Raw genomic sequence first — 21,247 nt, forward strand, 5'->3', positions numbered from 1 at the left:
GCGCTGCGTTGTGCTTTGGGTAAAGATCGCAGGCTTAACATGGCATGTAATAAAGCATTGGTGGGTCTGCCGAAATAAGCCGAAGTGTCGCGCCACCAGTGGGTAATCAGCACATTCAGCGCCTGATGGGCTTCGACATGGTGCCACCACATAGACGGAATAAAGAGCACGTCACCTGGCGAGAGCGTCACCCTTTGCCCGGCGGCTATCGCTTTGGCAAAATCCGGAAACTTACTGAAATCGGGATTGGCAAAATCCACCAGACTGACATCCTGGCCACCAGGAGCAAACTCCATAGGGCCTGGGTATAAATGGCTGATTTGTTCAGGCCCAAATAGCGTAAAAGTGCGGCTGCCCACGGCATTACAAGCCAGGTTATGCGGAAAATCAAAATGGGCGGCAATACGCGACTGATTACCCAACCAAACACTAGTCAGTGGTTTGACCGGCGCCGCTGTGTCCAGCAGTGAAAACCCCGATAAATCAAAGCTGTTATGTTCAGCTAAACCGGCAAAAGCCAGGTTAATTTCGGTGGAACCCATATAAAGCGTGGGTGCGTCTGGCTTGGTTTTAAGTGCCAATAAATCCCGTAATAACAAAGGCAAAGCCACCTGACCGCCCTGATAATTAAAGCCGGAATAATCTGCGTTATAAAAAATCCGCCCTTTGGCTTCTGGCGGTAAATAACAGCTGCCGACTGTTCCACCCCGGTCAAAGGTTAATAAATAATCTGCTGCCGCTTCATCTGACACCAAACCAGCCTGCACCAAAGGCCAATGTGCACATAAACCTTTGAGCACTAAAGGTGTGTTGCGGTGTTGCAGCAACGGCGGCAAGTCGGCCACAGTAACACCGGCCATCACCTCTACTGCGGCCATCTCAGCCTGAAGCACCGAAGCTGTCATGCTGCGCTGACTCCGCTGGTGTTGTTGTCGTTTTGCGTTTGACTCATCTGCTGACTTTTTAGCCGAATCAAATCTCTTAACCGCGACTGTGACGCCAACACAAAATAAATTGCCGGCAAATAACCTTGTTGTTGCAAGGCCACAATGGCATTGGCGTCAAGCATCGCCAGCCGCTCTTCGTGAATGGTATAAAAACCTATCAGCTGATGTTTGCTGCCATTGTGCAGTGTTAAATCTAAAGTGACAGCTTCGAGTAAATTCAGTTTTGTTAACATATCAACAAAAGCAACACTGTCCTGCAAACCATAATGAATAGTGTCCAGCATGGCGGCCATTTCATCCAGGAAAGCTGTATTGCCACCAAAAGGTAAAAACAGCGCTTCGCCTTCAGTTTCACTGACTCTGGGATTGTGTAAATCCAAATGAATTACCCGCTGGATATGCTCAACGCCATCTTCCCGCACTTTTTGTTGGCCAATTAAAAACGGCTGGCGCCGCACTGTCAGCGGAATATAAGCGTCTTGCCAGTTGTTGTGTTGTAAAAACAGATTTTCACCCTGACTAAAGCCAAAAAGCGCCACCGGATATAACTGGCCGGTTTTGCTGTCCTGATGAAAAAAGATGGGGTAATTGGCCTGAACACTGCGAAATTCCAGCGGAAAAGTAGCGCTAAACCACAAATTATCGCCAAACTCAGCGCCACGTCTGGTGATGATCCGCAGCTGTTGGTGTTCAACGCTATTGAGTAAAACTTGCTGTTGCATAAGTTGTGGCATAAAAAATCCCTGTATTTGTTGTTATCGTTTTCAGTGATATTGCCTGGCTGACCGCCGGTAACACGGCCATCAACGCTAAAAAATGTACCGCATTCTGCTGACAAATCCAGCAACAAAATGTGCTGGTGGATGGCGCAACAACCAAATTGCTGCTGCGCCACCTGTGACAGCTATATGACCTATCAGAAGGTATAACGGGCGCCAATACTATAACGGGCACCAGTTTCTACCAGACTTAACACCTGCTCTTTGGCACGACCATGCACCCGGATATATTCGTCGGTGATGTTCAGCGCTTCCAGATACAAGGTTAAACCTTCAACCTGTGGCAACTCGTAACTGACTGAAGCGTCAATCTGCGAATAAGCTTCGGTGTATTTGGGGTTGGCGCCAGTGTCTTGTCCCCTTGAGTTTAAAAACTCATCACGCCAGTTATAAGCAATACGAGCCTGGAAACCATCATTTTCATAAAAAACAATAGCATTGGCGGTGTCACTTAAACCAATCAGCGCCGGTTGGTCTTTCAGCAGGAAATTGTCATAAACAGAGCCGCTGTCCACCACAGTGTAATTACCTATCACACCAAAACCGCTTTGTGCAAAAGTATGCTGTACGGTAAATTCCCAACCGCTGATGGTTTCTGATCTGTCACCATTGGCCGGAGTATCAATTTTAAACACCAGCAATTCATCTTCACCGGCCACACCACTGATTTTTTTATCGGCCACATTGACACTGGGGTCATTGGCATAATTGGCAAAAATCCAGTTGCGGATGGCTGCGGCATCAGCCCCAACTGCCGCCAAGGCTTCATTGTACTTTTTACCATTGGTCGGGTTGGCAATACCGGCAATAGTGACATCTACTTTACTGTTGCTGATAAAGTTGCTGGTTTCTTTGCGGAAATAACCTACCGCAGTGTAACTGGACGGTGCGTAATACCATTCCACTGAAAAGTCGATATTTTTTGATTCCAGCGGTAACAAACCCGGATTACCGGCACTACCACCACCACCGGCACGGTTGGCCAGAGTGGCCAGCACAGTGCCCCCCTGAATGGAAGTGTAATCCGGCCGGCCTATGGTTTCGCTGTAGGCTGCCCGCACCATCACATCGTCAATGGCTTCAATATTAAAGTTGAAGTTTGGCAACAGATAATCATATTCACCGTATTGGGTCTGGTATTCACGCTGGCCACTGGCCACCAGCGCAATTTCGGTATCTGCTATCCAGTCAGCACCTTTGTAACCGGCAACGGCTGAGGTTGAAGTGACTTCGGTCGATTCGAATCTCATGCCAATATGCAGGTCAAAAGGTCGGCCATTCCACTCACGGGCCAGGTTGTACTGCACATAACCTGCTTTGGATTCTTCCATGGTGTAGCGGTCAGTATCGCGGGCATAATCGGTACTTGGGCAAAAATTGGTGCCACAGTCGCCTTCACCCTGAAAACCAGCCGGCGTATAAAGTTGTTCGGCTCTATCGCGCACTGAACGGAAATCCCAGAAGAAAATTTTGTTCAGCAGCTCAAAACTACGGCCAGACGCTGTAGAAAAGTCACCTTTGTTGGCAGAAAAACGGTCATGTATAGTGCCAGCCGGGAACCAGGAATCTTCAAAATCACCTGCTTTACCTACACCACCCCAGTCGTTACGCTGGACATTCACCGATTTAGAATGATTATCTACGTCCGTTAACATCAGGCCAAAATCGATACTACCGGCGTCTTCCAGGTCGTATTTTGCTTTGACCTGATATTGGTCAATTTCAGATTTGTTGGTGGAATTGCCAAACACACTGCCGGTAACCCGCATATCGGACGGCAGAATAGCGTTACCCCCACCAACGGCCAAGGCCGGTAAGTCGCCGGTAAAATCCGTGGCTGCACTGGTGCGGACAAAACCCGCTGTACTTAAGGTGTTACTGGAGCCATAAATGCTGTTGGGTTTAAATTCGGCATCAGACTGGTGGGCATCAAATTCCAGCTGCAACCGGTCCGTTGGCTGCCATTCCAGATTAAAACCTAAAGAACCACTTTCATTACGCACGCCATAATCACCGGCACCCATTGATAAATCTTGTTTTGCATCATAGGTTTCGGAGTAAATTAATGGGGAAGAAATAGGGCCGTCAGTCCAGACGTTTTGCGAAGGCACAAAGGTATACCAGGCGGAAACATCGTTATATTGGGTATCGATGTCGTTGCGCATATAAGTGTAATCAACAGTGGTTTTCACTGAATCGACCGGGCTGTATTGCAACACCAGCTGACCGTTGGTACGCACCCGCTGCTGTTCTTCAAACTTATAAATGGTGGTTTGTGGCACCGAATAAATATCATTTGGGCCAGGCCTGTTCACCTGACCGGTTTGGGGTACACCACCCCATTCTGCAGTACCTGCCCCCCAGTCGTTATCAACCTTACCGGAAAAACTACGCCAGCCAGTGCCGACGTTCGCCTGTTGGTTGCCACTTTCACGTTCCTGATAACTGCCGGATACCAAAACACCAAATTTATTGTCGTCAAAGGTGTTGGAGTAAATACCGGAAAATTCAGGGGTTGCTGAGCCCTTGTCAGTGGAACGATCGTCTACCATGGCAAGGTTGGCCGTGGCTTTCATACCCGGAGTGCTCAGTGGTCTCAGCGTTTCCACGTTAATGGTTGAACCTATACCACCGGTAGGGTTCGAGGCAAAACTGGTTTTGTGCACTTCAACACCACTGATCGAATCAGAGGCGATATTGGCAAAATCAAATGAACGTGAACCCGTTGTGACCGGCATTTGCCGGCCATTCAGAGTCACTAAGTTAAAATCCGGACCAAAACCCCGGACTGAAACTTTACTGCCTTCACCATTGACCCGGTCAATTGACACACCGCTGATACGTTGTAATGACTCAGCCAGGTTGGTGTCCGGGAATTTGCCGATATCTTCGGCCGAAATAGCGTCAACAATACCTTCGGATGATCTTTTGGTGTCCATGGCTTTGATCAGACTGCCACGGATGCCTGTGACTGCAATCACTTCAATCTGATCTTTGTTCTGAGTTTCTGCTGCGGTCTTTTGCTGTGCGCTTTCTGTTGTTGCTTGCTGCGCATAAGCGGGCAATACCACCCCAACCCCAAGCACCAAAGACAAACTGGTGGCTAATCTGGTTTTTCGAAATGTTCTCGATTTCATTCTGTTATCCCTGTCGACTGTTTTTTATGGCTACTATTTTTTGTAACTCTGAATAATTTTGGCGCCGGACAGGTTTTCAATTACAGCAGATGAACCACCTTGTAAGCGCTTACACAACTTAGGTGATTTTTTTTCAGGCGTCAATACGAGCCCGTTAAAAGTCGTTAAAATGAACAAAACCTGTTGACAGAATAACCAGAACAAAAAGACAAAATATAGGTATTTAATTGATATTTAACGATTATTTAGCCATGACTCCGGTGGCTGCCATTCAGGTAGCCAATTTAACAAAACCGAGGCCGGCATAGGTCTGGCAATAGCATAACCCTGTGCCAGCTGATAACCCATCTGCAACAGTTTCTGACCATGGCCTTCGGTTTCCACACCTTCGGCAATGATCTCCATATGAAAGGCTTTGGCCAGCGCCAATATGCCCTGCAATATAGGTACATCATCGTCGTCCACCAGCAAATCACGCACAAAACTCTGATCGACTTTTAAGCTATGCAGTGGCAACCGCTTCAGATAAGACAACGAAGAATAACCTGTGCCAAAATCATCCAGCGCAAAACGCACCCCTAAAGCACTGCATTTTTCCATCAATGCACTGACTCTGCCGATATCATCCAGCGCACTGGACTCCAGAATTTCCAGTTCAACAAACTGTGCCAGCTGCGGGTTTGGCGCTAATAATTCCGCCAAATCTTTTTCAAAGTCAGCATGTTGCAAATGATTAGCTGCAATATTAATACTGACAGGCAAGCGAATACCCCTTCTCAGCCACAATCCCAGCTGCCGGATAGCCTCTGCCAATACCCATTGTCCAAGTTTGATACCCAATACATGTTGTTCTAACAACGGCAAAAACTCCGCCGGCAACAGCAAACCACGTTTTGGATCTTGCCAGCGAACCAGCGCTTCCAGTCCCATCACTTCACCGGTGGCCATATTTACTTTGGGCTGATAAAAGAGTTCAAACTGTGCCAGCTCCAGTGCCTGGCGGATTTGTTCCAACTGATGATGGTAACCGCGCAGCTGCTGCTCCCTGGCAGCATCAAATCTGTGATAACGGTTTTTTCCACCTTGTTTGGCCTGATACATTGCTTGATCGGCCTGACGTAACAGTTGATCCGCCTGCACCGCAGCTTGTGGATAAAAAGTCAGGCCGGCGCTGGCCGACAACCGAAGTTCAAGCCCTTCCACATAAATGGGTTGGCTGATTTCACTGAGCAAACGCTGTAACAAGATACAACCTTGTTGTTCATCAATCAGCGGATACAACAACACCACAAATTCGTCACCGCCAAAACGGGCAATCAGATCTTGGGGCCTTTGCAAATGCGATAACCGCAGCGCCAACTGCACCAGGACCCTGTCACCAAACTGATGACCATGATGATCATTAATAAATTTAAAACCGTCGATATCCAGATAAGCCAAACCAAGCAGCGACTGGGGCTGCTGATCCATCGCTCTTTGCAGCGACTGTATTAACAATAACCTGTTGGCAAGACCGGTCAGAGCATCATAATGCGCCAGATGTTCCAATCTGTGTTGTGTCATGCGTCTGGTCTCATCCAGCTGCAATAAACGTTGTTGGGTACGCGCCAGCCAGCCCAGCACTGTGTCTTGTTTTCCTGCAGGCACTTCAATCAGTGCCGAGTCTTGCGCCGACCCCAACACACTGATGTGTTTATATAAATCGGTTAAAGAAGTACCAAGCACTGCATTAAACTGCCGTTGCACCCGCCAGACCAATAAAAACAACCAGCAAGCAATGGCAATAAAAAGCGCGCGCAGTAAATCAGCCGACCACATGGCTTGCTCTACTTCAGCAGCAGTGCGGCTGTCCACCTGCAGATAAAACTCGTCAATAGGGCGCATAATGCCCGCTTTGGCCTGATGATAATTGTCATCAAACAACAGTTGTAATGCTTGCTGGCGTTGCAGCAGTTGTGGCAACAACGGCAATTTTACGGCTGCTTCTGCCAACTGCATGGCCTGAAACTCAATGGCGGTTAAATCATCAGATGCGGCTTTGGCTTGTGCCAATCTGGCAAATTCAGCTTCGGTAAAACCGGCCTGTTGCATCAGTTGCAACAAGGCCACCGGTGGGCCATAAGCCTTGGGTTTAGCACTGCCGGCAAATACCAGATCCCAATACAGCCTGTGATAATGTTGTGGTCTTGGCGCCTGACCATCACGGATGGCAATAATTTCCTGAAAATAATCTTTATAAAGATGATCGCCGGTAGTGACATAACTGCGCACCATCCGTGTTAAATCGTCCGATGTCTGACGCAGCTCGTCCGCCAGAAAAAAAGATTGCAGCCGCTGCCGGTTGGCTTCGTCTATCACCTGCTCCGAACGCACATACCAGAAAAAACTGCCGATAAATGCCAATAGCAGCCAAATTGTCTGCCGGAAATAAAGTTTTAATCTGGATAACTGCTGACTGGCACCTGACAAAGATCACTCCTGCGGTACTGAGCTGAAATGGTGGCTGTAGTTTTAGCCTCAATTTGATAATAAGAAGGCAAATCAATGAATACAAGCCGGCCTTTAAATTAGATTAAACTAATAAACATTGTCAGCAGCAAAATCTACCGCTACATTAGCCAGCATCTTCCGGCAATTTATACAGGGTATATGATGAAAAACGCGCAACAACTGGTAGCTGAAGCCAAAAGTCAGATCCGGGAAATTAATGTGCAACAACTGGCCCTTCAGCTGAACGACCCACACACAATATTGATTGATGTGCGGGAGCCGGACGAATTTAACGCCGGTCATATTCACAGTGCAGTGAATTACCCAAGAGGCGTGCTGGAAATGCGTATCCATCAACACCCTACCGTTGCTGCTATCTGTGAAACAGACCAGGCACTGGCTACTCTGGCCGGTAAAGCAGTGTACCTGCTGTGCCGTAGTGGTGCCCGTTCAGCTTTGGCGGCTTTGTCGTTACAACAGATGGGTTTTACTCAGGTGTATTCAGTCAGTGGTGGTTTTCAGGCATGGCAGGAAGCGGGTTTGGCCGTTGAAGTGTAAACCCCTTCCTCCACCATAGCTGCCACACTAAGATGGCAGCTATCGCCAATGTCAGGGCGCAACCTGCATTATTTGCGCTCAGACAGCTCCAAATCAGTACATCAAACGTAAAAGCTTCAGTTGCAGCACTGACTTGAACCAGCCCGAATTTCAGCGCAAAAAGTTCTGAGTTAAAAGTGCAGTGCAAAAGCCAGGCAACTTTTTGATATTCAGCCGTATTTTAACCTTCTAACAGGAAAAACCATGATTAGTTACGTTACTTTTGGTGTCAGCGATTTAGCCGGCGCCCGCGAATTTTATAGCCAGTTATTGTCAGAGCTTGACGCTAAACCTTTACTTGAAATGGACAGAATTATCTTTTTTGGCCAAAGCATGCAGCAACCTATGCTGGCCATTTGTGTACCTTTTAATAAAGAGCCGGCGGCGCCTGGCAATGGCACTATGGTGGCTATCAGCCCTGGCAGCAAAACTCTGGTAGACGCGCTTTATCACAAAGCTATTGCGCTGGGTGCAAGCTGCGACGGCGCGCCTGGCCAACGTATTCCGGGCAAGTTTTATGGTGCTTATGTGCGCGACGCCGACGGCAATAAAATTGCCTTTAGCCATTTTGGTTAAAGCCGCAAATGCAGCTGCATAACAACTTTGCGCAAAGAGTGGTGCTGCTGAGCGCACAACAGCAGTGGTTGCCCTCGCCTATGGCCGGGGTCAGCCGCATCATGCTGGACAGAGCCGGTGGTGAAGTTGCCCGCGCCACCAGTCTGGTGCGTTATGCGCCCGGCAGCGGTTATCACCGCCATCAGCATGAGGGTGGTGAAGAAATTCTGGTACTGGAAGGCGTGTTCAGTGATGAACATGGTGATTATCCGGCCGGTACCTACCTGCGTAACCCACCCGGCAGCAGCCATACACCTTATTCAAAAAACGGCTGTTTGTTGTTGGTTAAACTCTGGCAGTTTTCACAAGGCGACAAGCAGCAGCTGGTATTGCACAGCCAGCAGCACAACTTTGTGCCCGGCATAGCGCCTGGCTTGTCGGTACTGCCACTACATGAATATGATGGCGTCAGTACTGCGCTGGTGCGTTTTGCGCCTCATACCCATTTTCATCCACATATCCATCCGGGCGGTGAAGAAATTCTGGTGCTCGAAGGGGTATTTTGTGACGAGCTGGGGGCTTATCCGGCAATGAGCTGGCTTAGAAACCCAAGGTATAGCCAGCATCAGCCTTTTACCGGTGAAGAAGGCGCTTTAATTTATGTCAAAGTGGGCCATCTGGGTGCTGCTTTATTGGGTGATAAGTTTATCCAGCCAGTTGATTAAGGGCTCAGCCATTACACTGTTGCCTGTCGGACAACTGGCAGCAGTGTTTTGATCACAGCTCAGGCAGCACAAATGACTGTTATCAGCTACCTGCCTGCACGGGCTCAGGGTACAATCTGGCCATCCATGGGTGCTGGTGCAGCAAGCCAGCCACAGCAGAAGTAACTAATTTTATGCAAACCGAACATAGCTACAGCAGCCTACCCGCTGAATTTTATCAATTTTGCGCCGCAACCCCTGTGGCAGCGCCACAGTGGCTGGCTTTTAATCACGCCCTTGCCAGCGAGCTGGGTTTAGACGCAGCTTTATGTGAAACCACAGCAGGCCTTGCCATTTTCAGCGGCAATCAGCAGGCGACCTGGAGCAAACCGCTGGCGCAGGCTTATAGTGGCCATCAGTTTGGTCAGCTGTCACCACGTCTTGGCGATGGCAGGGCATTATTGCTGGCAGAAATGATTGATAACAAAGGACAAAAACGCGATATTCAGCTGAAAGGTGCAGGCCCCACCCCTTATTCACGCCGTGGTGATGGCCGCTCGGCTTTAGGGCCTGTGGTGCGGGAATATCTGGTGAGCGAAGCCATGTTTGCGCTTGGGGTTCCGACCAGCCGTGCTTTAGCAGCAGTCTTCACAGGTGAGCCGGTTTACCGCGACAGACCACAACCAGGTGGCATTCTGACAAGAGTTGCCGCCAGCCATATCCGTATTGGTACTTTTCAGTATGTGGCAATGTTGCAGAATAAAGAGGCGCTGCAACAGCTGGCCGATTATGTGATTAAACGTCATTACCCACAGCTGCAACACAACACCGAACCTTATCTGGCTTTGCTGCGTGCTGTCTGTCAGGCGCAGGCCAGTCTGGTGGCGCACTGGATGAGCATCGGTTTTATTCACGGTGTGATGAATACCGACAATATGACGGTGAGCGGCGAAACCATTGATTATGGCCCTTGTGCCTTTCTTGATAGTTACGACCCACACACAGTGTTTAGCTCTATTGATCAGCAAGGCCGTTACGCTTATAAAAACCAACCGGCCATCGCCCAGTGGAACCTGGCACGGCTTGCTGAAGCTTTATTGCCGTTATTGCATCAGGACGAACAACAAGCCGTTGCGCTTGCAACTGCTGTACTCAACGAATTTCCGGCCATGTATCAACAACAGTGGCAACAAAGGTTCTGCGCAAAACTGGCTTTAACGGCCAATGATAAGAATGCCGCTTTGGTACAACAGCTGCTGGACCTGATGGCCGCCTCACAACTGGATTTTACCCTGACCTTTCGCCTGTTAAGTGAAACCCTGAACGACCCATTGTCAACCTCAGGCCCGGCTGAGTTTTTTGCCGATAGCAGCGCTTATCAAAGCTGGCATCAAAGCTGGTTGCAACAGCTGCAACAAGAAAACACCCCGCTTAACACAGCAGAAATTCAGGCGCGGATGAACAGCGTCAACCCGCTGTTTATTCCACGGAATCATCAGATTGAACAAATTATTTTGGATGTGACCACCCAGCAGGATCTCACTTTATTTAATCAGTTTGCCGTCGATCTCAAATCACCTTTTTACCCAACACCAGACAATGCACGCTGGGCTGAAGCGCCAACGCCTGGTGGTGCGCCCTACCGGACTTTTTGTGGAACCTGAAGCTTGTGGAACCTGAAACTTGTGGTGCCTGACAGGTTGTGGCACCTGATACAAACTAACATCTGAGACACATTCACTGACAGCTGCAACCAGGCTCATTCTTACCACCTTGTTATGCGGCTATTTGCTTCTGCAATAGCGGCATAACATCAGTCCCTGTATATAAAAAAGGAAGCTGGTTGAGCTTCCTTTGTTGCTTTTTGTTTCTCTGCTGTTGTTGGCAGCTGATGATCTGGTGTTGCAGCAGCCCTAAGCACAAACCCCGGCCGCCACCTGCAAAAACGCCAGTGTTTAGCTTCTGGTTTTAAACTGTTTTACATTTTGCTCCAGCGTGCGGGCCAATGTTTCCAACTGCTGGCTTGCCAGGGTAATTTTGCTTGCTTCCTGCTCGGCCTGTGTCGCAGAGTTGGTAATTTGACTGAAGTTTTTATTAATTTCAAAAGCCACAACAGACTGCTCTTCAGCCGCAGCAGCAATTTGAGTATTCATATCACTGATTTTGCCAACCGACAGATTGATAGCGTTTAATGAATCACCGGCACATTGCGCCTGCTCCACACTAATATTGGCCTGCGCCTGACCTTCATTCATCACAGCAACAGCTTTTAATGAACTGCCCTGCATTTTTTCAATCACTGCCTGAATTTGCCGGGTCGATTCCTGAGTACGGCTGGCAAGGTTACGCACTTCATCGGCAACCACTGCAAAACCACGACCTTGTTCACCGGCGCGTGCCGCTTCAATAGCAGCGTTTAACGCCAGCAAATTGGTTTGTTCGGCAATGCCCTGAATCACCTCAAGCACAGAGCCAATCTGCCGGCTGTCTTGTGATAAATGGTTAATCACCTCTGCCGCTTCGCTGACTTTGGCGGCAAGCGCATTAATACTGGACTGGGTTTTAGTCACTTCACTCTGCCCGGCATTAAATTCATTGATTGCGCTTTGTGCCAAACCAGCAGCGGCACTGGTGTGATGCGCCACATCAGTCACTGTCGCCGACATTTGATTAATGGCAGTCGCACCTTGTTCTGTTGCCAGTTTCTGGTGGCTGATTAAAGCTTCATTTTGCCTGGCTGTTTGCAATAAATCTTTGGATGCGTTTAATAACTCACTGGCTGCTCTGATGGAGTTTTTGGTGATGCCGTTTAAATGTGCCGTTAAGTCCTGAACAGCACTTAAAATGCTATTTGTGGTGACAGTACCAACATCTACAGTTAAGTCGCCGGCGGCAATTTTGTTAATCACAAAAGCGGCATATTCAGGTTCACCACCAATAATGCTTTTTAAGCTTTTGACCGACCGTATCGCCACAAAACTGCCGATCACCAGCGCTATCAGCGTTACTATCAGCATCACCTGCTGGAAGCTATGGGTTTGCTGACGCGCTGCTGTCACCTGCTGCTGAATGGCAATTTCCTGATAATCAATTAGCTTATTAATTCTTTTAAGCCACTCGGAGTAAGCTGGAGACACTGTCGTTTGCAGATAATCGCTGGCTTGTTGCTGTTGTTCTGTGTTGATCATCTCCAGCAGCGTTGCTGTTGCCTTTAAGGTTGAAGCTTCAATCTCTTTAATATCCTGCAACAAAGCGGCTTCTTCGTTACTGTGTTTTACCTTGTTGTACATATTGTCCAGCGTTGCGGCCGACTGCTGATAAAAGTCATTTAAACGTTTTATATCCTGCTGATGTTGCTCGGATTTTATTTTATCTGCCACCAACACAGCGTCCCGGATGGAAATAGCTCTGTCATGCACACTGCCACGGAAGTTGATGGCCTGACGCTGTTCAACCGCAGTTTGTTCAGAAAGTTGGGTCAGGTTCTCATCGGCAACACTGATTTTCAGTAAACCAAACACCGTGATGCCAAGCATGATGACAAGTAAAATTGCAAAACCTGCATACAAACGATTAATTATCTTCATCAGGTGAACCTTATATTGTAAATAGCCCGCTGGGGTTGTTGGTGGCTGAAACGGCCTTGTCTGCCTGAGTTTTTATCCAAAAGTCAGGGCTGCCACATCGGTTTTTAATCAGGGTTTTATGCAACATAGCAGCAGTTGGCGCTGTGTTGTACCAAGGTGCTGCTCTGCAGTTTATTAGAATTTCCTTATGCGCTTGTTTGTTGTACGGTGAAAACACACAAATGGATCCCTTTGACACTTGCATCAGGTGATAAAACACCAGGCTGGCGCCACAACCAGATATGTTATGAGGGTTGAGCTACGTCTATGAAGGTAAAGATTTGCATATCCTCAAATGGACTATAGCCGCAAAACACTGAATTTCAACAGAAAAAAGTGTAACTTTATAAAAGCTAAAACATCAAAATCAGATAAAACTGATTAGAGCCACAAGGCTAAACTCTTGATGGCTGAAGTTTTTATGTTTTTGCAGTGTGGCATGCTTTTACCATAATAAATATCTTTTGCTGGCCTTTTGTAACAAGCACAACAGGATGTCGCTGCTTAATGGTTTTTATTAATATGCGTTTGCAGCCTCACTCTCAGTCTTTTATGACGGCTGATAAAGTTCGGCTCTGTTGCGGCCATTGCGTTTTGCCAGATATAACGCGGCATCGGCCTGGGTATATAAATCTTCAAAACTGCTGTTGCCGTGACAAAGGGCAATGCCAATAGACATAGTGACACAAAGTTCAATGCTGCCTGCTTTAATGGGGTAATCCGCCAGCAAAGCACGAATGCGTTCAGCCACCTGCAAAGCCAGCTCCAGCGAAGTTTCCGATAAAAATACCGCAAACTCTTCACCACCAATACGGCCAAAAATATCGTATTCACGCAGCGCCTTTTTAATACGGTGTGCCGTTGCCTTCAGCACTTCGTCGCCGGACTGATGCCCGTAGAGATCGTTCACCGATTTAAAAAAATCTAAATCCAACACAAATAATGCACAAGGTAATTGCAGGCGTTGGCAACGGGATAATTCAGCACTGGCAGACTCAACAAAACACCTTCTGTTGGCCACTTTGGTTAGTTCGTCTGTCAGCGCCAATTCGCTGAGCGTCGCCACTTTTGAATGAAGCTGATGTTCCAACACTTTTTGTTTGGTAATTTCTTTGGCCTGTAACAACATTTCGCCTGTTGGCAGCACTTGTTCAGAAAACAAAAACCAGCGGTTATCCAGCAAATCGACTTCAAACAACCGGAACGGATTTTGCCTTCGGCGTTGATGTGCTTGTTTTAACCATTCATCAATATCATCAGCGTCAATACGAATACCCTTGCGTTCAACAAAAGATTTGCGCATCAGGTCATCAAACAAAATGCCCAACATGGTTCTTTTGTCCTGATAAAAAATGTCACAAAAGGCCTGATTACAACCCAGCAGTCTGTCATCAGCGTCCAGAATGGCATAACCGTCATTACAAACATCAATAAATTCGAGCAGTTTTTGCTGATATAAGAGTTGGGATTTACTCATAGCCACATCACCAGGATGGTTTTTATCAAAGTTAGCAGAAGCCGATAAAAGCGGATAAGTTAATCCAGTCAGAAGAGGAAGCAGAGATACACGGGGGCTGCTGACGGCATATAAAAATACAGCTTTAACTGGTCCAGAAGGGATTTTTGCAGGGGTGAATTCGGGATCTCAAAACGCAAACAATTTTGCATTTTGCCGAATGAACGCATGAGCCTCTGGCGTTTTCACGCGACAAGGTCTGCGAGAAGCCGGATTGTAAAAACACAAAAACGCCCGGAGTGTTTTACACTCGCCACATCCATGTGTCTCGCCTTTGGCAGCCTTGCTGTGCAAAACGATGTTCCTGCCGTTTTGTGGAAAGCTTTAGCTGGTCCCGAAGGGATTTTTACAGGGTGAATTCGGGATCTCAACACGCAAATAATTTTGCGTTTTGCCGAATGAACGCATGAGCCTCTGGCGATTCCCGGGTGAAAACGGGTCTAAGCAAGCCAACAATTTGGCTTGCGCCGTTTTCACGCGACGAGCTCTGCGAGAAGCCGGAGAGTAAAAACAAAAAAACCAGCACAAGGCTGGTTGATGTTTTACTGAATTAGCTTCAGTAAAGTGGCGAAGCTTTCGGGACTCGAACCCGCGACCCCCGGCGTGACAGGCCGGCCTTGCTTTTCATAAAGAACAACCGACTGAACTGCCGTCGCCAGACGGCCACTGTCATATCACTGACCGAATTTTAAGTACAAAAAAACCAGCACAAGGCTGGTTGATGTTTTACTGAATTAGCTTCAGTAAAGTGGCGGAGCGGACGGGACTCGAACCCGCGACCCCCGGCGTGACAGGCCGGTATTCTAACCGACTGAACTACCGCTCCGCGCTGGAGTGAGCTTGCGCTCTTTGGCATTTACAACTTTAAAGGTATCACCTCTAAAGTAGCTTTCTGAATTGGCGGAGCGGACGGGACTCGAACCCGCGACCCCCGGCGTGACAGGCCGGTATTCTAACCGACTGAACTACCGCTCCGGAATCAGAAAGTGTTTTTGATGTAGTGGCGGAGCGGACGGGACTCGAACCCGCGACCCCCGGCGTGACAGGCCGGTATTCTAACCGACTGAACTACCGCTCCGGTGTACATCAAAATATTGGCGGAGCGGACGGGACTCGAACCCGCGACCCCCGGCGTGACAGGCCGGTATTCTAACCGACTGAACTACCGCTCCGCGCCAAGCACAACAGCATTTTCAATTGGGTATGCTGCGGTGCGGCGGGAATAATACGGATTCACCGATAGGCCGTCAACCTCTTTTTTGGTGCATTTGGCTAAAGCTTAATCATCCGGTAACGAAAGGTCTAAAATATCATCACTGCCGTTGTTTTTTTGACCTTTTTTAGCTGATTCAACCGTTTTTCCACTTGCCTGCCCTTCCCCTGCCATGGCCTCTTTTTGCGCTTTTTTCTGTTTTAACATCGCAACAGGATTTAATTTTGCGATAAACCTACTAAAAACTGATCTTGCCTTGTCGTTCATCAACAACAAAATACCGCCACCGCCAAACAACAAAATGGCTATATTCAACAAAATCACCGAAAAAATCGGGAAAGGTTTTGCAACTTCAGTGGCAGTTTCAGTTTTAGTCACTGCTGCTTCAGCTGTTGTGTTGCTGTCACCTGCAGCGGCTGAAGTATCGGCAGAGGCTGCTTTAACCGCCGCAACTGTGGCGTCATCAACCTGAGGCACTTCAACTTTTGGTCCTACAGCGGCAAAGGTCACTTCAGGAAGATTCACCACAAAATCACGTCCGGTGCTGGTTTTACCGAACATAGTATGTTCAATACGGTAAGTGCCAACACCGGCATTCACCACGGCCAACGAACGGTTATTGCCTTTTTGTTCACCCAGGGTAAAACTCTGCACTTCTTCACTGGGAAAATGAATACGCCCTTGTAACGACACCCTGTCACCCACTGCAGGTCCTGGCAGTATGCTGTAATTCAGCATATGTTTGTCCTGCTCAGTCGCCGCTGGCTGTGCATCTGCCTGCAAAGGTGTGCGATGTACCAGAATAGGTTGCTGGATCAACTCACGGGTATAAAGTGGGGTTTTAACAATATATTTAGGGATCCACTCGCCCGCCGGAAAATCCAGTTTAAATTCACCGGTAAAAATGGCATCTCTGGGCCTTTCATCAAAGTTTTTGCCATCATCCTTAAAAGAAGTAAATTCAATCACCGTCTGCAAGTGGTTATCGTATTCAGGTTTTTGTGTGCTGATCAGCAACACATCCAGTTGCAGAATATCGCGAAAATCACGGGCATTAATGGGTTTGCCACCATTGGTCAGCCTGGCCGTTACTTTTAAGGTTTCACCCACCATTAAATCGGCCGGCAAAGGGTCAACTTCCAAATCGATGTCCGTCAGCACCATAATGCGGCTTTCCGGCAATATTTGCCCTATTGCCTGCCAGGGTCCTGGCACCGGGTTGGTAATTTTGATCAGATCATAAGTTTTGTCGTCATGCCAAATCACTTTTTGCTCTTTGGCGTTACGCGAATAAATTTTGCTGCCGTCCGGCCGCACCAGCACTATCGACGCAGTGCCTTTTTTGCGAAAAAACACCAGCGTAATTTCTTTCACTTCAAAATCAATACGGAATCTGTTGTCGAGCAACGGGATCTGGTTGCTGGCCGAAATATCCGGCAACTCGATAAGACCTGTATTGCCGGGCTCTGTCTTTTGCGCTGTTTGTTGTGCTGCGTTTAAAGCAGTATCAGGTTCAGCCCCGGGCTTCACAGCGGCAGAGATCTGTTGTTCGTTGTTGTTTTGCGCCATCACTGAACCAGAACACAACAGCGCAACCACACACCAGACTGCTAACTTCGCCACAGGCAACTCCCACCTTTTTTCTGCACCAAATCCAGACGCTTTTCATGGGCTTCCAGCTCAGTCATAGAAGCTGTAACCACCCGCAAAGCGCCACGACGAACCAAACCCTGCACCTGCTGCTGTTGTTGTTGCTCGGCGTTGTCCTGATGCGAAGCCAGATTTAAACTGACCTGCCCGCCTGTCATCGCCAGATAAACATCTGCCAGAATTTCGGCGTCTAATAAAGCGCCGTGGAAAGTCCGGTGACTGTTATTAACATCGTAACGGCGGCACAAGGCATCTAAGTTATTTTTTTGCCCCGGGTGTAAATCGCGCGCCATGGCCAGGGTATCGAGAATGGCACAAACCGTTTGCACTGGCGGCAAAGCAGGTTTGAGTAAATTAAACTCGTGATTAATAAAACCGACGTCAAACGCTGCGTTGTGAATAACCAGCTCAGCACCCTGGATATACTCAAAAAACTGCTGCGCTATGTCACGAAATCTGGGTTTATCGGCAACAAACTCGTTGGTGATACCGTGGATATTGATAACTTCCTGATCCATAAACCTGTCCGGGTTTAAATAAACATGGAAGTTATTGCCGGTCAGCCTGCGGTTAAACATCTCCACACAACCGATTTCGACAATGCGGTGGCCATCTGAAGGATTAATACCTGTGGTTTCGGTGTCGAGAATTATCTGTCGTTTTGCCATCTTCAATTCGTTTTTTTGCGCTTTTGCGTTAGATTATACGCCGTTTAAGCACCTGGGAAGCGTTGATGCGTAAAACTGTGGCAATCTTTACTGATGGATCTTGTCTGGGCAATCCAGGCCCTGGCGGATATGGCGTGGTCCTGAAATATCAACAACATCTGAAAGAGATGTCAGGTGGTTTTTTGCAAACCACCAATAACAGAATGGAATTGATGGCCGCTATTGTTGGCCTGGAAAGTTTAAAAGAAGACTGTAATGTGGTGCTAACCACCGACAGCCAGTATGTGCGTCTTGGTATTACTCAATGGCTAAAAAACTGGAAACGCAACAACTGGCGTACCAGCCAAAAAGAACCGGTGAAAAACAAAGATTTATGGCAAAGACTAGATGCAGCAAGCGCCCGTCATCAGATTGACTGGCGATGGGTCAAAGGCCACGCCGGTCATCCGGAAAACGAGCGTTGTGATGAGCTGGCCCGCGTAGCCGCCAGCAGCAAAGCAACTGCAGTGGATAGCGGTTTTATTGCCGGCTAGCCACTGCCTCACCTCAGTATAAAAGCGATATAACAGTGGTAAAAAACACCGGCAACAGAGCAGCGCTTTGATGCCGCTTAACCCGCCAGTGCTTTTTGTGCTTCGGTTGGCAAACCAAAGACTTTTTTCAGCACCATAGCGGCCGGACAAAAACCGGTAAAAGCGCTTTGAAATAAGTTGGCACCAACAAATACAGTTAACCAGACAAAATTTGCGTGCACCGTATAAGTTAACAACAACGACAACAACACCATAAAACCGGCAAAAGCCAGAATTGCTCTTTCTACAGTCATACTCACCTCAATTTAGCTTTATCTAATATACAACGTTTAAAAAGACCCGCAAACTGCGGGTTTGTTCAACATCCAACCAGGTATTTTTACCCGACTTTTTGCCACTTCGACATACTGCTATCAAAGTGTCACTACAAAAAATGCCGCCATAATAAGCTGGCGCCAAGTACCAGCAGCAACAATGCAAAAATACGGCGCAACAAAGCTTGTGGCAGATGTTTCGTTAGCAATAAAGCCAACAGACTGCCCAATGCACCTAAAGCACCCAACATAACAATCAAACCCAAATCAAGCTGCAGCCCTTGTAATGCAAGCTGCTGATAATGGCCGATAAAACCAACGCTGCTTTGCAGCAGAATAAGCGCCAGACTGGTCGCAATAGCCGCTGACATTGTCAGGCTGGTCACCGCCAGCAACAAGGGCACTATTAAAAAGCCACCGCCGACACCAACAAAACCGGTCAGACAACCCAACAAAAAACCAACCAGCACAATTTGCCAACTGCGTTTGAGTGGCCACTGCCAGATTTGTTGTTGCCACATATTCAGTGCACTGAAGCTCATCAGCAGCGCCAATAATAACAATTGCCACTGCGACGCCACAAAATGACTGGCCCAGCTGCCCACCCAGGCGCCCAGCATACCTGGCAGCGCCAGCTTGAATAACAACTTCCACTGCAAATGCCGCCGGTATAAATAAGGCAACAAAGCCACCAGACTGATCAAAGCCACAACCCCAAGTGCTGAAGCTATCGCAACTTTTTCCGGCAACTTCAACAAATACAACAATACCGGCACTGTCATAATGGAGCCGCCAGAGCCAAAAAGACCAAGGCATAAACCGATAATTAACGCCGCCAGCAGTGTCAGGATCAGCTCCATCACAGCCCTTATTCAATAATGGAATATGGTAATAACTAAAGGAGATATTAATCGCTCTGTGTGCAGGGCGCAAGCCACTACAACTGCACGTTTTTGCTGTGTCGTGCGCGATTGGGTCACTATGTCTGTATTTTTTTACAAAACAGGGCCTGAGTTTGCATGGGGGCGGTGAAAGTCAGGGAGCTGAGACCACCACAACTGAACAAAAAATCAGCTGAAAATTTTGCTATCAGCGTCGACCATCAGCTTTTTGCTCCTGCAACGCCCTGTAACGTACGTCCGGTATATCGTACGTCCTGTACATCACCGGCTTTTTGCTCCTGCAACGCCGGTATACCGTACGTCCTGTACATAAAAAAAAGCAGAGCCATCAGGCTCTGCTTCTCTGGTTAACAATGTTTTGCTGTCGAGGGCTGCACCTGAATATTGGTTGGTGGGCAGCTTAAAAAACTGATTTTATTTCAACAGCATTTTATCAACAGCGGCCAGAAAGTCCGGATCAAGCGGGCTCACTTTACTGCCAAAATGCTGCACAGTTTTTTCGTCTTTGCTGACCAGATATTTATTAAAGTTCCACGACGGTTTTTCACCTGTTTTGGCAATTAAAGCTTTAAAAATCGGGTTGGCATCGTCGCCCCGCACTGCACTGGTAGAAAACATCGGAAACTTCACACCGTAGTTGATATAACAAACTTCAGCTGTTTTGTTTTCATCGTCATGCTCCTGCATAAAGTCGTCAGATGGAAAACCCAGCACCACCAAACCTTTATCCGCATACTTTTCCGAAAGCGCCTGTAACTCTTTAAATTGAGGGGTAAAACCACATTTGCTTGCGGTGTTTACTATCAGCAAGGTTTTGTCTTTAAACTGTTCACACAAATCAACGGTTTCTTTGCTGCGAAGCTGCTGCATTGAGTGGCCAAGAATATCACCACACTGATTGGCTTGAGCCAGTGCACTTTGCCCCAGCAATAAAACACCCACACCTAAAATCCAAGTACGCATCATAGTTCTCTCCTGTTGTAGTGCAGCTAATACGTGAAGTGTTGCTGAACAGATCTGAAAAACCGAGTTTTGATTGTGCACAAAAACAGCCAGTTCACACTATTTGTTTCTGATTTCGCCGCCGGAATTAGCCTGAACTGCGATAACAGGCAACGACTTAGCTGCAAAATAAGAGTATCTTATCGTAACGATAAAAATAAATCGCTTTAGTGGTGAAAAATTTAACGCTAAAACACTGGGCGCAACAAGAAAAAAACCATGGAAGTAATAACAATGGCAGAGATGATGTCTGGGGACTATGACGCTGTCGATATCGCAGCTGAATTGAAACTAAGTAAAACAAGCGGCAAAGAAAGCAAAAACAAACATAAACTCGAAGCCAGACGTAAAATTGACGATCTGCTGGAGCAAAAAAGACTGCGCCGTCTGCTGGATCTGGATGACGAAGAAGAGTTAAGTCTGGAGTACTAATCCGCAACTTCAGAATTGAACTCATCACAAGGGGCCTGCTTAAGGCCCCTTTTTTTATTGTTATTGACCCGTCCTAAATAACGTTGACACTTTTTATCCTGAACCGTGGAGAGTGTCATGAATGCAATAGCCAAGCGTACGCAAAAAGATTATTCCCTTGCCTTTAAATTAGCGGTGGTGGC

17 protein-coding genes and 4 tRNA genes are annotated in these 21,247 nt (G+C 47.7%); 6 read left to right on the forward strand and 15 right to left on the reverse strand.

Features of this window, described 5'->3' with window-relative positions; all coding sequences use genetic code 11:
* The 4 genes from RCH83_RS10955 to RCH83_RS10970 form a co-directional block, all read right to left on the reverse strand.
* The coding region (locus RCH83_RS10955; RefSeq protein WP_306521929.1) for a cupin-like domain-containing protein at window positions 1–905 on the reverse strand (905 nt) is incomplete at its 3' end.
* Complete coding sequence (locus RCH83_RS10960) at window positions 902–1,681, reverse strand: SapC family protein (RefSeq protein WP_306521933.1); 780 nt, start codon at window positions 1,679–1,681, stop codon at window positions 902–904. The genes RCH83_RS10955 and RCH83_RS10960, both read right to left, overlap by 4 nt.
* Window positions 1,682–1,863: 182 nt before the next feature.
* Entirely contained in the window at window positions 1,864–4,863 is a 3,000-nt protein-coding gene (locus RCH83_RS10965) for a TonB-dependent receptor (protein WP_306521935.1), read from the reverse strand.
* 234 nt (window positions 4,864–5,097) lie between these two features.
* On the reverse strand, window positions 5,098–7,332 hold the full coding sequence (locus RCH83_RS10970) for a bifunctional diguanylate cyclase/phosphodiesterase (RefSeq protein ID WP_306521937.1): 2,235 nt from the start codon (window positions 7,330–7,332) through the stop codon (window positions 5,098–5,100).
* A gap of 183 nt (window positions 7,333–7,515) precedes the next feature.
* Between RCH83_RS10970 and RCH83_RS10975 the strand changes: the two genes are divergently transcribed.
* The 4 genes from RCH83_RS10975 to RCH83_RS10990 all read left to right on the forward strand — a co-directional run bounded on the left by RCH83_RS10975 (window position 7,516) and on the right by RCH83_RS10990 (window position 10,873).
* Window positions 7,516–7,911, forward strand: a complete 396-nt coding sequence (locus RCH83_RS10975) for a rhodanese-like domain-containing protein (protein WP_306521939.1) — start codon at window positions 7,516–7,518, stop codon at window positions 7,909–7,911.
* 243 nt (window positions 7,912–8,154) lie between these two features.
* Complete coding sequence (locus RCH83_RS10980) at window positions 8,155–8,526, forward strand: VOC family protein (RefSeq protein WP_306521942.1); 372 nt, start codon at window positions 8,155–8,157, stop codon at window positions 8,524–8,526.
* Between the two features lie 8 nt (window positions 8,527–8,534).
* Complete coding sequence (locus RCH83_RS10985; protein ID WP_306521944.1) at window positions 8,535–9,230, forward strand: cupin domain-containing protein; 696 nt, start codon at window positions 8,535–8,537, stop codon at window positions 9,228–9,230.
* Window positions 9,231–9,403: 173 nt separating this feature from the next.
* Window positions 9,404–10,873, forward strand: coding sequence for a YdiU family protein (locus RCH83_RS10990; RefSeq protein WP_306521947.1), 1,470 nt, complete (start codon window positions 9,404–9,406; stop codon window positions 10,871–10,873).
* A 291-nt stretch (window positions 10,874–11,164) separates the two neighbouring features.
* On the opposite strand, the gene RCH83_RS10995 is transcribed toward RCH83_RS10990, so the two are convergent.
* The 8 genes from RCH83_RS10995 to dnaQ form a co-directional block, all read right to left on the reverse strand.
* Window positions 11,165–12,796 carry a methyl-accepting chemotaxis protein gene (locus RCH83_RS10995; RefSeq protein WP_306521949.1) on the reverse strand — a complete coding sequence of 544 codons (1,632 nt, stop codon included), beginning with the start codon at window positions 12,794–12,796 and terminating at the stop codon, window positions 11,165–11,167.
* A 589-nt stretch (window positions 12,797–13,385) separates the two neighbouring features.
* Window positions 13,386–14,312, reverse strand: coding sequence for a sensor domain-containing diguanylate cyclase (locus tag RCH83_RS11000; RefSeq protein ID WP_306521952.1), 927 nt, complete (start codon window positions 14,310–14,312; stop codon window positions 13,386–13,388).
* A gap of 788 nt (window positions 14,313–15,100) precedes the next feature.
* Window positions 15,101–15,177: transfer RNA gene (locus RCH83_RS11005), tRNA-Asp, on the reverse strand.
* Window positions 15,178–15,249: 72 nt separating this feature from the next.
* A tRNA-Asp gene (locus tag RCH83_RS11010) sits at window positions 15,250–15,326 on the reverse strand.
* A 26-nt stretch (window positions 15,327–15,352) separates the two neighbouring features.
* Window positions 15,353–15,429, reverse strand: a tRNA-Asp gene (locus RCH83_RS11015).
* Between the two features lie 17 nt (window positions 15,430–15,446).
* Window positions 15,447–15,523, reverse strand: a tRNA-Asp gene (locus tag RCH83_RS11020).
* A gap of 107 nt (window positions 15,524–15,630) precedes the next feature.
* Entirely contained in the window at window positions 15,631–17,187 is a 1,557-nt protein-coding gene (locus RCH83_RS11025; RefSeq protein ID WP_306521954.1) for a TIGR03503 family protein, read from the reverse strand.
* The gene (dnaQ, locus tag RCH83_RS11030; RefSeq protein ID WP_306521957.1) at window positions 17,175–17,882 is read right to left on the reverse strand and encodes a DNA polymerase III subunit epsilon; all 708 of its coding nucleotides are present in this window, start codon (window positions 17,880–17,882) and stop codon (window positions 17,175–17,177) included. Before dnaQ ends, RCH83_RS11025 begins: the two co-directional genes overlap by 13 nt.
* A gap of 65 nt (window positions 17,883–17,947) precedes the next feature.
* Here dnaQ and rnhA point away from each other — a divergent pair, with 65 nt between their 5' ends.
* Entirely contained in the window at window positions 17,948–18,415 is a 468-nt protein-coding gene (gene rnhA, locus RCH83_RS11035; RefSeq protein WP_306521959.1) for a ribonuclease HI, read from the forward strand.
* A gap of 77 nt (window positions 18,416–18,492) precedes the next feature.
* Here rnhA and RCH83_RS11040 read toward each other — a convergent pair whose 3' ends face one another.
* From RCH83_RS11040 to RCH83_RS11050, 3 genes are all read right to left on the reverse strand, one after another.
* Window positions 18,493–18,708 carry a DUF2892 domain-containing protein gene (locus tag RCH83_RS11040; RefSeq protein WP_306521961.1) on the reverse strand — a complete coding sequence of 72 codons (216 nt, stop codon included), beginning with the start codon at window positions 18,706–18,708 and terminating at the stop codon, window positions 18,493–18,495.
* 131 nt (window positions 18,709–18,839) lie between these two features.
* Window positions 18,840–19,589: a sulfite exporter TauE/SafE family protein gene (locus tag RCH83_RS11045; RefSeq protein ID WP_306521963.1), complete on the reverse strand. Its 750-nt coding sequence runs from the start codon at window positions 19,587–19,589 to the stop codon at window positions 18,840–18,842.
* A gap of 456 nt (window positions 19,590–20,045) precedes the next feature.
* On the reverse strand, window positions 20,046–20,594 hold the full coding sequence (locus RCH83_RS11050; RefSeq protein ID WP_306521965.1) for a glutathione peroxidase: 549 nt from the start codon (window positions 20,592–20,594) through the stop codon (window positions 20,046–20,048).
* 258 nt (window positions 20,595–20,852) lie between these two features.
* On the opposite strand from RCH83_RS11050, the gene RCH83_RS11055 reads away from it, so the two are divergent.
* On the forward strand, window positions 20,853–21,065 hold the full coding sequence (locus tag RCH83_RS11055) for a PA3496 family putative envelope integrity protein (protein ID WP_306521967.1): 213 nt from the start codon (window positions 20,853–20,855) through the stop codon (window positions 21,063–21,065).
* Window positions 21,066–21,247: the final 182 nt, after the last annotated feature.

The organism is Rheinheimera sp. (assembly GCF_030824435.1).
Classification (GTDB): Bacteria; Pseudomonadota; Gammaproteobacteria; order Enterobacterales; family Alteromonadaceae; genus Pararheinheimera.

Bases quoted from the DNA above. Each gene is read 5' to 3' on its own strand.
- RCH83_RS10980 (WP_306521942.1), top strand. From the start codon at position 8,155: ATGATTAGTTACGTTACTTTTGGTGTCAGCGATTTAGCCGGCGCCCGC.
- RCH83_RS11055 (WP_306521967.1), top strand. From the start codon at position 20,853: ATGGAAGTAATAACAATGGCAGAGATGATGTCTGGGGACTATGACGCT.
- RCH83_RS10960 (WP_306521933.1), bottom strand. From the start codon at position 1,681: ATGCCACAACTTATGCAACAGCAAGTTTTACTCAATAGCGTTGAACAC.
- RCH83_RS11040 (WP_306521961.1), bottom strand. From the start codon at position 18,708: ATGACTGTAGAAAGAGCAATTCTGGCTTTTGCCGGTTTTATGGTGTTG.
- RCH83_RS11000 (WP_306521952.1), bottom strand. From the start codon at position 14,312: ATGAGTAAATCCCAACTCTTATATCAGCAAAAACTGCTCGAATTTATT.
- rnhA (WP_306521959.1), top strand. From the start codon at position 17,948: ATGCGTAAAACTGTGGCAATCTTTACTGATGGATCTTGTCTGGGCAAT.
- RCH83_RS10990 (WP_306521947.1), top strand. From the start codon at position 9,404: ATGCAAACCGAACATAGCTACAGCAGCCTACCCGCTGAATTTTATCAA.
- RCH83_RS10985 (WP_306521944.1), top strand. From the start codon at position 8,535: ATGCAGCTGCATAACAACTTTGCGCAAAGAGTGGTGCTGCTGAGCGCA.
- RCH83_RS10965 (WP_306521935.1), bottom strand. From the start codon at position 4,863: ATGAAATCGAGAACATTTCGAAAAACCAGATTAGCCACCAGTTTGTCT.
- RCH83_RS11050 (WP_306521965.1), bottom strand. From the start codon at position 20,594: ATGCGTACTTGGATTTTAGGTGTGGGTGTTTTATTGCTGGGGCAAAGT.
- RCH83_RS10995 (WP_306521949.1), bottom strand. From the start codon at position 12,796: ATGAAGATAATTAATCGTTTGTATGCAGGTTTTGCAATTTTACTTGTC.
- dnaQ (WP_306521957.1), bottom strand. From the start codon at position 17,882: ATGGCAAAACGACAGATAATTCTCGACACCGAAACCACAGGTATTAAT.
- RCH83_RS10975 (WP_306521939.1), top strand. From the start codon at position 7,516: ATGAAAAACGCGCAACAACTGGTAGCTGAAGCCAAAAGTCAGATCCGG.
- RCH83_RS11045 (WP_306521963.1), bottom strand. From the start codon at position 19,589: ATGGAGCTGATCCTGACACTGCTGGCGGCGTTAATTATCGGTTTATGC.